The following is a 12,965-nucleotide window of genomic DNA, read 5'->3' as shown; positions in this document are numbered from 1 at the left end:
AAGGCAATTGGACCGCGCCAGTCCTTTATCCGAGCATAAGAATGGTCGGAGAGACAGGCCCGGACAGCGCATCTGTTTGGATTGCCTGCAGTTGGTGCAGGCTGAAAATTCATCCAGCCTTCAACATGGCTTTGAGATTGAAATCGATGTTCGAGATATCAGCGGGTACGACCGCAGCCCGCCTTTCGATGATTTTCTCAAGGATAAGAATGTCCTTTGAAATGATCTGACCATGGCCAACGCCAGCCGCCGCTGTAAGGGTGCCAGTGTCGTCGCATTGAAAAAAAATCTTGGCACCTAGGCCAAGATCACGCTCGTGCGTGGGCCTTGAACCCTCGAACAGACCGGCGACTTGTATGGATTGGTCATAGTGATCCGACCAGAACCATGGAACCTTGTCGTAAGCTGCTCGTGCGCCAAGCATCGCAGCTGCGACGTGATCCGCATGGTCTTGAGCCGCTCGCCAGCTTTCCAGCCGAAGGCGCGTGCCACGCCAAGGGAAATTGCAGCAATCGCCAGCCGCATAGATGTCGGGTGCCGATGTGCAGAAGGACTCATCGACCTGAATGCCGTTTTCAACAGACAAGCCAGCGTCTTGCGCCAGTTCAACATTCGGTACAGCTCCGATCCCGGTGATGACGCAATCGAACGTCCTCGTCAGGCCAGCGGCCAACGTTATGCTCGTCGCATCAGCCGATTGAACGGTCGCACCAAGGTGCAAATGCACGCCTTCAGCCCTGTGACGCGCCGCAATGATGTCGGCGACCTGTGGAGGTACAGACCGCGAAAGGACGGCTTGACCGTCGTGATAAACCGAAACCTCTGCACCGATCTTGCTCGCCGTCGCTGCCATCTCAAGTCCGATAAAGCCTGCGCCTATGATGCCGATCTTTGCGCCCGGCTTCACGTGCATCATGATCCTTTGGGCATCTACAAAGGTGCGCAAAGTCAGTGTCCCGGCGAGCGTTTCGGCCTTACGTGCCCGAGACCCGGTTGCAAGCAGAAGCATTTGAAAGGGCAATGCCCGACCCCCCACCATGACCCGCTTATTGACCCGGTCAATGGCTTGCACCGCTTCACCGCGACAAAGCTTGATGCGAGCGGTCTCAAAGGCTTCTTTGGGTCGGATGGCCTGCAATGCGCCGTCCGCACTTTTGGAAAGTGGCGGACGTTCATAGGGCATTTCGGGTTCAGAGCCGATCAGGGTAACGGAGCCATCGAAACCAGCGGCGCGCAGGGCAAAAGCCGCCATGACGCCACATTCCCCGGCACCGACGATCACGATACCCATGAGCTGCCCCCTTCAAGCAACACCACGACTTTCCTCCTCAGTTCGAGGTGTGGCGCAAAGCGGTTACCCAAGCACACTGGTCAAGCTGACCGGTGCGCCGGACTTGGCCGAGAGAGTGGCCGCTTCGGCCATTGCCAGGGCGGCGATGCCATCAGACAGCGTCACGGGCAGCGCTGATCCTTGTGTGATCGCAGTAACGAAGGCTGCCCACTCTGCCGCGTAAGACGGCATGTAACGCTCCAGGAAGAAATAGGTCGGCTTAGCCCCCGTCACCCCTGTAGTCGTGGATTTGACAACGGTGTTTTCCAGCATGTTCTGCGCCTGTAGGAGTCCCTCGGACCCCAGCAGTTCCACGCGCTGATCATAGCCATAAACGGCGCGGCGGCTGTTCTTGATGACCGCAATGCGCCCATCGGCGTAGGACAGGGTAACCACCGCGGTGTCAACGTCGCCCGCAGTCCCGATGGCCGGATCGACGATGGACGAGCCAACGGCAGAGACAGTCACGGGGGCACCTCCCATCAGAAAATTTGCCATGTCAAAGTCATGGATCATCATATCGCGGAATAGGCCGCCCGACACCTTGATGTATGCTACTGGCGGCGGGGCGGGGTCGAACGAGGTGATCGACAAAAGTTCCGCCTCGCCGATCTCGCCCTTGTCGAGTGCGGTTTTCAGCGCTGAGAAGTTCGGATCAAAACGGCGGTTGAAGCCAATCATCACCGGGCTTTGCCCAACCGTTTTCTGGCAGGCCTGCGCGCGGGCAAGGCTGAGATCAACTGGCTTTTCACACAGCACGGCCTTGCCAGCCGCCGTGGCACGCTCGATCAGGTCTGAATGGGTATCGGTCGAGGTGGCGATCAAGATTGCGTTGATCGAGGGGTCGGCAAGGATGGCTTCGGTGGTCCGGGCTTCAGCACCATATTGGGCAGCTAGCTTGCCCGCCGCTTCGGCATTGATGTCCGAGACGGCGACAAGGCGGCTGCCGGGATTGGTGGAAATGGCAGTCGCATGGACGCAAGCAATACGGCCAGCGCCAAGAAGGGCAGTGTTCAACATGGGGTATCCTTGGGGTTACAGGCCAAGACCGGCCTTGAAAGCGTCAAATTCAGCGTCCGGCATCGGGACGTTGTTCTGTGGTTGGGGATAGGCGCCGCTGTTCACATCCGCAATATACTCTCGGAAGGCAGCGACTCGTTCGAACTGCAGGCGGGCATATTCGGCGGCGAAGTTGCGATAGGTTTTTGCGTGCCGCGGTTTGTGGCCATCGGTGCAACCTAGGACGTCTTCGGCGAACAGGTATTGCGCGTCGGCTCCCGGCCCTGCGCCCATACCCAGCATGATCATCGGGGTGTTGCGGCTGATGACCTCGCCCAGACGGTCCGGCACGACCTCCAACTCGGCACCAAAGCAGCCGATGGCCTCCAACTGCTTGACATGGTCCCAGACGGCGCGGGCCTCGGTCGCGGTCTTGCCCACGGCACGCCAGCCTGTCCATGTGATATAGCTGGGGATCAGTCCGACATGGGAAACGATGGGGATGTGATTGTCACACAAGGCTTTCTGGATATCGAGCGACGCTGCGCAATAGAAGCAGTCGCCCCCCATCGCGGTGTATTTGAAGGCTGCACGCAGGTAGTCTTCTGCCGTCGCCAATCCGCCGTAGGGGCCGAAAGGAAGTCCGACTTGCACAAAGCAGCGGCCGGCCGCAGCGCGCATTTCAGGGGTGAAAAAGCGCGATTCTATCGACAGCATGTGGATGCCTGCTGCATCAGCCGCGGCTGCCTCGTCCAGCGTGGTGACGTAAAGCATGGAAATCTTCTCGCCGCGCGCCTTCATGGCGCGAATGTCGGCGACATTGGGGCGTTGATGAAACTGGACCATGGTTACACCGTGAACGCGGTGCGGAAGGCCGTCAGGGCTGCTTCCTCATCGCCTTTGGCAAAGCTTTCCAGACCCACCGGGCCGGCATAGCCCATATTTTTCAGCGCATTGGCAATGCCATGGTAGTTAATCTCGCCGGTCCCCGGTTCACAGCGGCCAGGATTGTCGGCAACCTGTACCTCTCCGATCCATGGAAGGCAGGCCTGGCACCAGCGGACAAGGTCACCTTCACCAATCTGGGTGTGATACAGATCGAGGTTGATACGCAACTGCGGACGGTCGACCGCTGAGACCAGCGCCAGCACCGCAGCGGTGGACCCAAACGGGCAGCCGGGGTGGTCGATGGGGTTCAGGTTCTCAAGGGTGAAGACCTGATCCGACGCCTCAGCCAGATCGCAGATCCGGTGCAGCGTGTCACGGGCGCGCTGTTCCATGCCGGGGGCATAGGAACCGATATGGGGAATGGGGATGCCCATGTCGCCCAGACCGGTACCGTGCAGGTTCAGGCGGTGCACGCCCAAACGCTTGCCAACCTTTGCCGTCTCTGTGGCGGAGGCCAACAACATCGCACAGCCGTCAGCATCATTCAGGCGGCCCTGAAGATAGCCATTCATGATGGTAAAGGTGGCCCCGGTTTTCTCGAGCGCCGCAAGATCCCACGCGGGCCAGTTCCACAGGCCGACGCCAAATCCCATTTCCTTCAGGTGCGACGCGCGCCAGTCGATGGGCCGGTCGCGCCACAGCATTTCCGCGCAGGCGGCAAGTTGAAAGGTCATGTCAGATCTCGATATAGACAGCGCCGTCTTCAACTTTGACGGCAAAGGTTTTCAGGTTGATGCAGGCGGGAGCCGATTTGGCTTCGCCGGTGCGATAGTCGAACGTGGCACTGTGCTTGGGGCATTCCACACGACCTTCCATCACAAGGCCATCGCAGAGATGCACCTTTTCATGGCTACAGATACCGTCCATGGCGTGAAACGTATCTTCTTCGCTCCGCACGATGACGAAGGTCTGCGCGCCATGGTCAAAACGGATCATCTCATCAAGTTCGATGTCGGTGGTGGCACAGGCTTTAATCCAAGAGGGCATGGGCATTCTCTCAATGAGTAGGGGGTGGGGGATGGCCATCATGGCTGGCCATGTAGCCTTCGATCTCGGCTTCCAGACTGGCCATCGACGCGCCACCGGCCATGAGGTCGGTGATTTCCTCGCGCGATTTCTCGCCCTTGTTGAAATCGGCGGCGACGGCCCCGCGGATCAGCACTGCGAAATGATCGCCCACGGCCATGGCATGCATCACTTGATGGGTGATGAACACGACAGCAAGGCCGCGCTTCTTGGCCTCGTTCACAATGCGCAGAACATGGGTCGCCTGTTTTACGCCAAGGGCGGCTGTTGGCTCGTCCAGGATCAGCACCCGCGCGCCGAAGTGGACGGCGCGGGCAATGGCCAACGACTGGCGCTCGCCCCCCGACAGGCCGCCAACCAGACGGTCGCCGTCATCAATGCGGGTGATGCCGAAATCCCGCACTGCCTTGACCGCAATGTCGTTGGCGCGCTTACGATCATAGATCTTGAACGGACCCCAGCCCTTGGTTGGCTCCACCCCAACAAAAAAACTGCGTCCGATGGACATCAGCGGAAAGGTGCCGCCGAATTGGTGAACGGTGGCGATACCGTTTTCGGAGGCCGCACGGGGGGTGGGCAGGCCGACGGGCACACCATCAATCTCGATCACGCCCGAGGTCGGTTGATGCACGCCCGACATGATCTTGATCAGCGTCGATTTACCCGCGCCGTTATCACCCAGCAGGCACAAGACTTGACCGGCCTGTACCTCCAACGTGATGTCATGTAGCACGTCGATGGGGCCGAAGGATTTGTTCACACCGCGCAGAGCAAGGATGGGGGTGGGCATCATTTACCACCTTTCTTGGGTGCATAGGCCAGCGCCATGTGGCGGAAGGTATTGTTCATCAAAACCGCGCCGAGCAGCAGCACCCCGATGATCAACGACGACCAGTTGCGATCAAAATCGGTGTAGTAGATGCCTTGGGTGACGATGGCGAAGGTAATTGTGCCGAAGAAGATCCCGACCACTGAGCCAAAACCCCCGGTCAGCAGCACGCCCCCAACCACCACCGCGATGATCGAGTTGAAGATAAACGATTGCCCGCCTGCGACCTGAGCTGAATTGTAAAGGATCGCCTGGCACATGCCGACAAAGGCAGCCGAGGTCGACGACAGCACGAACAGGATCATCGTGAGCCGATTCGTTGGGATACCTGCGTTTCGGGCGGAAACCTTGTCACCGCCCATGGCGAAGATCCAGTTACCGAACGGGCTGAAGTGGACAAAGAAGATGTAAAGCGCGGTCAGGCCTAGCCACCACAAGACCATCACCTGAAGCTGCCCGCCCAGCACGAAATCACCGAAGATCGCTTTTGCCGGGCCTTCCGTAGCCAGCGCGACCGAGGTAGACTTGGTGATCAGCACGGTCAGACCCAGCACGATGCCTTGCACAGCAAACAGGCTGCCCAGGGTGACAATCAGCGATGGTACAGCGGTCTTGATCACCAGAAAGCCGTTGACCAGCCCGACTGCCATTCCGAAGGACAGTGAGATGGCGACGCCGAGCCAGATCGGCAGGCCATAGTGCCCGGAGATGACGGCGACGGTCATCGCGCCAAAAGGCACCATCGCGCCTACCGAAATATCCAGCTCACCGGCGATCATCAACAGCCCAAGTGGTATGGCGATCACGCCAAGGTTGGCGGCGACGTTCAGCCAGCTGGCCATGCCGCCAGGCTTCAGAAAGGTTATGCCACCGAAAATTGCAAAGAAGATTAGGACGGCAACAAGGCCAAGGGCTGCCCCGGCTTCGGGACGGCGCAACAGGCCGCTAAGGGAAATGCTGGACATGGTCTGCCCCCGGCGAAAGGAAAGAAGGTGGGTAGGTCCGGCCCGCAATTGCTGCGGGCCGGAGGGGCGACTTAGCGCGCCCCCAGTTTGACGCCCGCCAGCGTAGCGTCGATGTTCGAGGCATCGACAATACCCGGGCCAGTGAGCACCGGGAACACCGGCAGATCGGTACCGAAATCAATGGCCGATGCCAGTAAGCTGACCGCAAGGAACGACTGCAAATAGGGCTGCTGGTCGATAGCAAACCCCTGAGTGCCCGCCTTGATCCGGTCGAGCCCAGCCTGGTTCATGTCAAACGAACCCAACATGGCTGGTGTTGCCTGACCTGCCTGCGCCACCGCAATCGCGGCACTATCGGCATCGCCTGCGCTTATGGTGATGACGCCATCGATGGTGCCGTCCTTCAGCAGTTCTGCCTTGATTGCCTCAGCCACCGCGGTCGCATCACCAAAGCTGGTGGTCGGTAGCGGCAGTTGAATACCGGTGCCGCCAGCTGCTGTGATGCCTTCAATCACGCCTTTGCAGCGCGCTTCGGTGTTGGCCGCGCCCGGCAGGGTGTTGACGCATAGTACGTTCTTTTTGCCAGCTGTGCCAAAATACTCGCCACCAGCAACTCCGGCTACATATTCATCCGAGCCGACATAGTTGATCGCGCCCAGTTCTGTGGCCTTGTCAGCCCCGCCGGCGTTCATCAGGATCACGGTGATGCCAGCGGCAATCGCGTCCTTGATGGCCGGATCTTCTGCTTCAGGCACCCAGTTCGGGATCACTAGCCCATCAACTTCCATCGAAATTGCGGTGCGGATCAGCTGCACCACGTCGGGGGCAAAGTTGTCATAGTTGACCAGACGCAGATAGTTCACGCTGCCGCCATTTGCCTCAACAGCCGGCGTGGCATCGTCGATGCCCTTTTTGATGATGTTCCAGAACGCGTCATCATTTGAGCCGCCGATCACCGCAATATCGGCCGCCATAGCAACGGAGCCCGCTGCCACAAGTGCAGTCGTCGCCATCACCTTGGTGAGTGTTTTCATGAAGTTCATAGTCTATCTCCTCCCTTGATCCGTCTTTCCTGACGGGTTTCGTTTGTCGTGACTTGCAGAGCTGACCCCACCTCCTCGTGGGATCACATCCGGTTTGCGTCAGTTCAGCCGCGTGCCGCCTTGGCGTTCATCCGCGCTTTCTTGGCTTCGAAACGAGCCTGCATTTTCGCCTCAGCCTCTTTTGACCCGTCGTGGAAATAGCCAAACCACTTGTCCAACGGGATCAGCCCATCGCCGCCATAGTTCACCTCAAAGTACTTGTGGTGCAGATAATGGGCGTAGGCGTGGCTGTTGAGCGGGGTGTTTTCGGTCAGTTCCAGCTTGTCGAAACCAATGTGCCCGTTCACAGCCCCAAAGCCCGCCAAATGCAGCTGATACATCGCCAGCAGCGGGTTTGAGGGGATAACTAGGTGCCAGAAGGCCACGGCGTGGTAGAGAAATCCCTCTACCGGGTGCATCGAAAGCGACGACCAAGGGCTGGGGTTGATCGAGTTGTGGTGCACAGAGTGGATCCATTTGTAGAGGATCGGCACATGGATGAGTCGGTGGATGCAGAAGAAATGAAGCTCATGGATCGCGGGGCTTATCAGCGCCAGAACGACCAACCACGGCCAGTGGGTCTCCCACGGCAACCAGACCGCCCAGCTGTTTGCGAAGACCCACAAGAACAGAACTTCGACCAGCGTCCAAAGCGGGATGGAAATGAAAAATGACCGCAGGAAATTGTCGATGTTCTGCGACTTAAACCAGAATACGTCCGAAGGCTGATCAGCGGGAAACTTGCCGTTGTATTTAAAGCGCGTGCCCTGCTTGCGACGGACGTACCACAACAGCTCGACCGAGCCATAGAACACGAAAATGGCGGCGGCGTTCACCGTATAAAGCCAAAGCGCCCAACCCCAGGACAGAGTTTGCATCGTGGATACATCGGGTACCACGAAGAACCACCACAGCAGCGCCGTTGCCATGTGGAAGGCGTTCCAAGGGAACAGATATTCGGGAATCCAAGCAATCGACTTGGGAAGGCTGAAGGGTCGGCGCCAGAACGGTGGAAGTTCAAGATGCGCATTTGGCGCCCAGTCACCACGCTTGTTGCGAGTGCCAAATTGCAGGTCGTCCATCTTTGTCCCTCCACTTGTCGTCGCGTCGTTACATGCAAAACTGCCCGTCGGGATCAGTACCCATAGGTTCATTTCAGCCAAATCAACTTTCCCATCGGATCTGAGCTTCTGCCTCCGTCAGGTTGGCTGCAGATAAACGCCTTGACGCATATCAAATCAAGCAGTCATGATATGATGAACATGTAATCGTATCATTCAGCGCATTTTGGCATGTGAATGACATGAAAAGGATCATATAGATATGCGACGCCCCAAGATTCCTGACCTTGCCGAGGCTGCCGGTGTGTCCGTTGCCACAGTTAACCGTGTGCTGTCAGGGGCATCGAATGTCCGCCTTGCCACGCGTGAAAAGGTGCAGCAAGCCGCCGAGCGGATCGGTTTCTACGGCCTTGGAAGCATACAGGCGCGAGTTGCAGCGGCACGCCCGCACTTGCGTCTCGGGGTGATGCTCTTGCAGCGCCATCGGCCGTTCTATCAGAATGTGGCAAATGCGCTGCAAAGTGCTGCCGCCGAAGCTTCGGGCGCAGAAGTCGAGCTTCAGATTGAGTTTCTCGAGGATCTTTCGCCGCAGAACACTGCGACATGCGCGCTTGCGTTGGCCAAGGCCTGCGATGCTATCTGCCTGACCTCAGCCGTTCACCCTGTCGTCACCGCAGCGATCGAACGTATCCAGTCTGATGGTCTGCCAGTCTTCGCGCTGATCTCGCAACTCTCGGCAACTGGACAGATGCACTATGTCGGGCTCGACAACTGGAAGGTAGGCCGCACATCGGCCTGGGCCTTTGCCAATATTTGCAAAATTCCCGGCAAGATTGGAATCCTGATGGGCAACCCGCGTTATCGAAATCAAGAAATGAATGAGACTGGTTTTCGGTCCTATTTCCGCGAGCTGGCCCCAGAGTTCACACTGCTTGAACCGATTTCGACCCACGAAGCGGCAGCTGTTGCCGAAGAAGTGACCGAGCGGCTCCTGGCGCAGTACCCCGAACTTGTCGGGCTCTACGTTTCCGGAGGCGGGATCAGCGGTGCATTAGCCGCGCTTAAGTCGAGCGGGCGTGCCGGGAAAATTGTCGTTGTCGGCTATGACTTGACGGAGGTCACTCGTTCGGCGCTTCTTGATGGCTCTTTAACGGTCGTCATTTCCCACCCCCTTGCGCGTCTTGCAAAAGAAGTGATTGACGGAGTGGTGCGTGCCTCCGCTAACCATGGCGCGAACCAAACCTGCATCGTCCCGTTCGAAATATATACGCGAGAAAACATCTGAGTGTTGACCATCTGCTGTGTTTGTGGCGGTCGTCAGCTAAGGGCCAATCACGGATGTCTGGCCGATGTATCGCCGAACGCCTGAAATACTTGCTCCCCCCAAGCCTCGCCTGCCAGAAAACACAAATCATAGAGGCTGACAGCCGACGCCTCGCGCCCGCAGGTCAGCCGCTTCAGCAACTCCGGCGCGAGGTAGGCCAGCCGCAGCTGCCTGCTGACATGGCGTTCCGCCAGTCCAACGGCCTCGGCCAGTTCCTGGATCGTCCCAAACTCACCTGCATCCATCCGCCGCCGCCATCCCCATGCCCGGCCGATGGCGCGCAGGATGTGCGGGTCCTGTGCCTTATCCTCGCTCGGTCGATAGTCGGCGGGCGGCAGGATCTTCGGCCGCCCGTTCTTCTTGCGCACCTTCAACGGGATCAGCACGCGGATGGTGTCGTCTGGCCTCGTCATTCTGCAGTCTCCAGCCTGCGCGGCGCGACCATCTCCCGGATGACGCCCGCAATCCCCTCTCGGCGAATATCGACCTCAAGCCCGGCGGTGGTGACCGTGACGCGCCGCACCAGCAACTGGATGATACGCGCTTGCTCGGCTGGGAAGAGTTGCGACCAGAGAGCCTTGAACTCGTGCATGGCCGCGATGGCATCCGCCTCAGATGCCCCACCGGAGTCGCGTTTCAAAGCGGCCACCACCTGTGTCACGACCTCTGGCGTTTGCAGAATGCGCCGGACCTCGGTGACGACAGCATCTTCAACCACTCCGGCGGGAAGCCGCATGGGCGCGGTCTCCTCGCCCGTCTCGCGGTTCCGGATCACGTCCATGGACACATAGTAGCGGTAGAGCCTTGCCCCCTTCTTCGTGCTGGTCGGCGTCACGGCGGCACCATTTTCGCCGAAGATCAGGCCTTTCAAAAGCGCTGGCGTTTGCGCGCGGCTGTTGTTCGCCCGCTTCCGGGGGCTTTCCTGCAGGATGGCATGCACGCGATCCCAAAGATCAACGTCAATGATGGCGTCATGCTCTCCGGGGTAAGCCTTACCCTTGTGCAAAGCCTCGCCACGATAGACGCGATTGTTAAGAAGCCGGTACAGATAGCCCTTGTCGATCAGCGTGCCCTGCTTGCTGCGGAACCCATCGTTGCGCAGTTCGCAGGCCAGAACGGTGGCAGAGCCTACCTCAACAAAACGCTCAAACACCATGCGGACCTTGGAGGCTTCCTGTTGATTCACCACCAGCTTGCGGTCGACGACATCATAGCCGAGAGGCACATAGCCTCCCATCCACATGCCTTTCATGCGCGAGGCCTTCACCTTGTCGCGAATGCGCTCGGCAGTGACCTCACGTTCGAATTGTGCAAAGCTGAGCAGAATATTCAGGGTCAATCGGCCCATGGATGTTGTAGTATTGAAGCTCTGCGTGACCGAGACGAAGGTAACCCCGTTGCGATCAAAGACCTCCACCAGCTTAGAAAAGTCCATCAGAGAGCGCGACAGACGGTCAATTTTGTAGACGACAACCACATCCACAAGGCCGTCCTCGATGTCGGCCAGAAGCTGCTTCAGCCCAGGGCGCTCCAATGTGCCACCTGAGATGCCGCCATCGTCATATTGATCGCGAACCAGCGCCCATCCCTCTGACTTCTGGCTGGCGATGTAAGCCTCGCAGGCTTCCCGTTGAGCGTGCAGGCTGTTGAACTCTTGCTCGAGCCCTTCCTCGCTCGATTTGCGGGTGTAGATGGCACAGCGCAGGCGGCGGGTGGGTTTTGTTGACACGTCCTTCATGCCTCACCCCGTTTCCGCTCGCGCAGCCCAAAGAAGCGATAGCCGTTCCAGCGCGTGCCCGTGATGGCACGCGCCACCGCAGACAGCGACTTGTAGCGCCGGCCATCCCAGTCGAAGCCTTCCCTGAGAACAGTGACCGTGTGGGCGACGCCGTCCCATTCGCGGATGAGCTTGGTGCCGACGACCGGGTTCCGGGGATCAGCAATCTGCGCTTTGCGAGTCAGCGTGCCCTCGACCTCGTCGGCAAGTAGGTCCAGAAGCCGTCGCGTTTGCTTGTCCGGGCCGCCATAGGTCAGTTCCTGGATTCGATAAGCCAAACGGCTTTCTAGGAACGTGCGGCTGTTGTTCGGGGCGGGCGCATCAAACAGTGCCTGCCATTCAGCCTTCAGCTCGTTCACGGTCATGTTTTTTTGGGCTGCCAGTCGCGCCAGGATGGGTTCATGTGTGGTCATGCAGATCTCCTCCGAGTTGGAGTTGCAGTACCGCTCTGTTCGGGGCGGAAGTGTAGCGAACAGTCTCCCTCATTCTGGGATAAAAGGTCGCGATCATGGTCCAAGAGCCGCAGTACGGCTGTGGCGAGCAGACCATAAAGCTCGGTGCGGCGCTCGTGTGCCGTCATCCGATCAGGGTGCAGCGGGTTGGGACGGCAAGTGTGGGTTCGATCGAACGTCATGGGTCATAGGTGAAGCATTCCAACGTTCACCGCGACCTCAGAACCGGTCAGCCCAACCAATGTCACCAAAAGTGAACCCCTGCGCCCTTGCAACACTTGTGTGGGTTGAGCGGATCAGATGTTCCCATTATGTTCGGGTCATCCCCCATGAATCACGAGGCCGCAAATGTCGCTGCAATCACTTGATCGTACCCAATGGACTTTTGCGGAGGCATTGGCCCATGTTCAGAACGTTACCGTCTCCCGGCGCGCAGCCGAGACAGCTAAGCTTCCGCCAAAGCCTGCCGTTGTGCATGATCGTTGGAACGCGCCGCCGGATCCAACGCACGCCTGGAAATTGGAAGCCGAGAACGAGTTGCTGATCGCGCTGCGAGACGGTGATCTGATCGCGCAGGGTCGCTACACCGAAGAGCGAACGCATGGCTGGGGGAATGGTGCCAACAGCAGCGGCTTTGGCCTACACTCGGGCTATCACACCAGCATTAGGCCAGAGCAGTGGCGAGAAGGTAAATGCTCGCACGGGCGCCTGACCGCGCGCGATTGGGAGTTCATTGACATGCGCATGCCGCGCTTCTTGGTCAGGACGATTTGGCCAGATTATTTGCCCCCGCTCACCATTTCGGATGTCGGCCGGCCAGTTCAAGGCAGGGATCACACACCATACGTCACGCCCTATTTGGAGCTTATGCAGACGGCCATCACGAAGTTCGGGATCACGGCTAAGGAGCAGGGCAAGAAGGACTGCCTTGTGGACTGGTTCCTCGCCCAGACGGTCGAGGGAGAGCAGGTGTCCCACAAGCTTGCCGACGCGATGGCGACGCTGATCCGCTTGCCCTCGGCTCAGCGCGGTGGCGCCAAGCGCGTACTGGGTCCGGATCTGCGCGCCCCACGCTGACGCCAACCGAGATCGACGTGGACTGTGGCAGCGTTGACGCCGCAAACCCCAGGGCTGAACCGTTCACCCCATTCGCGAGGATTGGGGGGTGAGCC

General features: G+C 58.9%; 14 protein-coding genes. 2 read left to right on the top strand and 12 right to left on the bottom strand.

Going from position 1 to position 12,965, the window contains the following annotated elements:
• Positions 1–109: 109 nt before the first annotated feature.
• The 9 genes from AC72UB_RS09605 to AC72UB_RS09565 all read right to left on the bottom strand — a co-directional run bounded on the left by AC72UB_RS09605 (position 110) and on the right by AC72UB_RS09565 (position 8,333).
• Positions 110–1,291, bottom strand: coding sequence for an NAD(P)/FAD-dependent oxidoreductase (locus AC72UB_RS09605; protein ID WP_505189575.1), 1,182 nt, complete (start codon positions 1,289–1,291; stop codon positions 110–112).
• A gap of 63 nt (positions 1,292–1,354) precedes the next feature.
• On the bottom strand, positions 1,355–2,350 hold the full coding sequence (gene iolG / locus AC72UB_RS09600) for an inositol 2-dehydrogenase (protein WP_505189574.1): 996 nt from the start codon (positions 2,348–2,350) through the stop codon (positions 1,355–1,357).
• Positions 2,351–2,365: 15 nt separating this feature from the next.
• On the bottom strand, positions 2,366–3,130 hold the full coding sequence (locus AC72UB_RS09595) for a 3-methyl-2-oxobutanoate hydroxymethyltransferase (protein WP_505189573.1): 765 nt from the start codon (positions 3,128–3,130) through the stop codon (positions 2,366–2,368).
• A 47-nt stretch (positions 3,131–3,177) separates the two neighbouring features.
• On the bottom strand, positions 3,178–3,951 hold the full coding sequence (locus AC72UB_RS09590) for a TIM barrel protein (RefSeq protein ID WP_505189572.1): 774 nt from the start codon (positions 3,949–3,951) through the stop codon (positions 3,178–3,180).
• A 1-nt stretch (position 3,952) separates the two neighbouring features.
• Positions 3,953–4,264: a MocE family 2Fe-2S type ferredoxin gene (locus AC72UB_RS09585; protein ID WP_505189571.1), complete on the bottom strand. Its 312-nt coding sequence runs from the start codon at positions 4,262–4,264 to the stop codon at positions 3,953–3,955.
• Between the two features lie 10 nt (positions 4,265–4,274).
• The gene (locus AC72UB_RS09580; protein ID WP_505189570.1) at positions 4,275–5,093 is read right to left on the bottom strand and encodes an ATP-binding cassette domain-containing protein; all 819 of its coding nucleotides are present in this window, start codon (positions 5,091–5,093) and stop codon (positions 4,275–4,277) included.
• On the bottom strand, positions 5,093–5,974 hold the full coding sequence (locus AC72UB_RS09575) for an ABC transporter permease (RefSeq protein ID WP_505189569.1): 882 nt from the start codon (positions 5,972–5,974) through the stop codon (positions 5,093–5,095). The genes AC72UB_RS09580 and AC72UB_RS09575 overlap by 1 nt, the downstream gene beginning before the upstream one ends.
• 194 nt (positions 5,975–6,168) lie before the next feature.
• Complete coding sequence (locus tag AC72UB_RS09570) at positions 6,169–7,140, bottom strand: substrate-binding domain-containing protein (RefSeq protein WP_505189568.1); 972 nt, start codon at positions 7,138–7,140, stop codon at positions 6,169–6,171.
• A gap of 104 nt (positions 7,141–7,244) precedes the next feature.
• Positions 7,245–8,333, bottom strand: coding sequence for a sterol desaturase family protein (locus AC72UB_RS09565; protein WP_505189640.1), 1,089 nt, complete (start codon positions 8,331–8,333; stop codon positions 7,245–7,247).
• A 169-nt stretch (positions 8,334–8,502) separates the two neighbouring features.
• On the opposite strand from AC72UB_RS09565, the gene AC72UB_RS09560 reads away from it, so the two are divergent.
• Positions 8,503–9,525, top strand: a complete 1,023-nt coding sequence (locus AC72UB_RS09560; protein WP_505189567.1) for a LacI family DNA-binding transcriptional regulator — start codon at positions 8,503–8,505, stop codon at positions 9,523–9,525.
• Between the two features lie 47 nt (positions 9,526–9,572).
• On the opposite strand, the gene AC72UB_RS09555 is transcribed toward AC72UB_RS09560, so the two are convergent.
• Genes AC72UB_RS09555 through AC72UB_RS09545 form a run of 3 tightly spaced genes read right to left on the bottom strand, consistent with a single transcriptional unit; the run spans position 9,573 to position 11,754 of the window.
• Positions 9,573–9,977 carry a hypothetical protein gene (locus AC72UB_RS09555; protein WP_505189566.1) on the bottom strand — a complete coding sequence of 135 codons (405 nt, stop codon included), beginning with the start codon at positions 9,975–9,977 and terminating at the stop codon, positions 9,573–9,575.
• The gene (locus AC72UB_RS09550) at positions 9,974–11,302 is read right to left on the bottom strand and encodes a recombinase family protein (protein ID WP_505189565.1); all 1,329 of its coding nucleotides are present in this window, start codon (positions 11,300–11,302) and stop codon (positions 9,974–9,976) included. Before AC72UB_RS09550 ends, AC72UB_RS09555 begins: the two co-directional genes overlap by 4 nt.
• On the bottom strand, positions 11,299–11,754 hold the full coding sequence (locus AC72UB_RS09545) for a DUF2924 domain-containing protein (RefSeq protein ID WP_505189564.1): 456 nt from the start codon (positions 11,752–11,754) through the stop codon (positions 11,299–11,301). Before AC72UB_RS09545 ends, AC72UB_RS09550 begins: the two co-directional genes overlap by 4 nt.
• Positions 11,755–12,141: 387 nt before the next feature.
• Between AC72UB_RS09545 and AC72UB_RS09540 the strand changes: the two genes are divergently transcribed.
• Entirely contained in the window at positions 12,142–12,870 is a 729-nt protein-coding gene (locus tag AC72UB_RS09540) for a hypothetical protein (RefSeq protein WP_505189563.1), read from the top strand.
• Positions 12,871–12,965: the final 95 nt, after the last annotated feature.

This window comes from Allotabrizicola aquatica (SeqCode) (assembly GCF_965194375.1).
Classification (GTDB): Bacteria; Pseudomonadota; Alphaproteobacteria; order Rhodobacterales; family Rhodobacteraceae; genus Tabrizicola_A; species Tabrizicola_A aquatica.
Note: the sequence above shows the minus strand (reverse complement) of the source record. Positions and strands in the feature narration are given on the sequence as shown.

What these genes read in the sequence shown, in the direction of transcription:
- AC72UB_RS09605 (WP_505189575.1), bottom strand. Translation starts at nt 1,291, where the DNA reads ATGGGTATCGTGATCGTCGGTGCCGGGGAATGTGGCGTCATGGCGGCT.
- iolG (WP_505189574.1), bottom strand. Translation starts at nt 2,350, where the DNA reads ATGTTGAACACTGCCCTTCTTGGCGCTGGCCGTATTGCTTGCGTCCAT.
- AC72UB_RS09595 (WP_505189573.1), bottom strand. Translation starts at nt 3,130, where the DNA reads ATGAAGGCGCGCGGCGAGAAGATTTCCATGCTTTACGTCACCACGCTG.
- AC72UB_RS09590 (WP_505189572.1), bottom strand. Translation starts at nt 3,951, where the DNA reads ATGACCTTTCAACTTGCCGCCTGCGCGGAAATGCTGTGGCGCGACCGG.
- AC72UB_RS09585 (WP_505189571.1), bottom strand. Translation starts at nt 4,264, where the DNA reads ATGCCCTCTTGGATTAAAGCCTGTGCCACCACCGACATCGAACTTGAT.
- AC72UB_RS09580 (WP_505189570.1), bottom strand. Translation starts at nt 5,093, where the DNA reads ATGCCCACCCCCATCCTTGCTCTGCGCGGTGTGAACAAATCCTTCGGC.
- AC72UB_RS09575 (WP_505189569.1), bottom strand. Translation starts at nt 5,974, where the DNA reads ATGGCCAGCTGGCTGAACGTCGCCGCCAACCTTGGCGTGATCGCCATA.
- AC72UB_RS09570 (WP_505189568.1), bottom strand. Translation starts at nt 7,140, where the DNA reads ATGAACTTCATGAAAACACTCACCAAGGTGATGGCGACGACTGCACTT.
- AC72UB_RS09565 (WP_505189640.1), bottom strand. Translation starts at nt 8,333, where the DNA reads ATGAACCTATGGGTACTGATCCCGACGGGCAGTTTTGCATGTAACGAC.
- AC72UB_RS09560 (WP_505189567.1), top strand. Translation starts at nt 8,503, where the DNA reads ATGCGACGCCCCAAGATTCCTGACCTTGCCGAGGCTGCCGGTGTGTCC.
- AC72UB_RS09555 (WP_505189566.1), bottom strand. Translation starts at nt 9,977, where the DNA reads ATGACGAGGCCAGACGACACCATCCGCGTGCTGATCCCGTTGAAGGTG.
- AC72UB_RS09550 (WP_505189565.1), bottom strand. Translation starts at nt 11,302, where the DNA reads ATGAAGGACGTGTCAACAAAACCCACCCGCCGCCTGCGCTGTGCCATC.
- AC72UB_RS09545 (WP_505189564.1), bottom strand. Translation starts at nt 11,754, where the DNA reads ATGACCACACATGAACCCATCCTGGCGCGACTGGCAGCCCAAAAAAAC.
- AC72UB_RS09540 (WP_505189563.1), top strand. Translation starts at nt 12,142, where the DNA reads ATGTCGCTGCAATCACTTGATCGTACCCAATGGACTTTTGCGGAGGCA.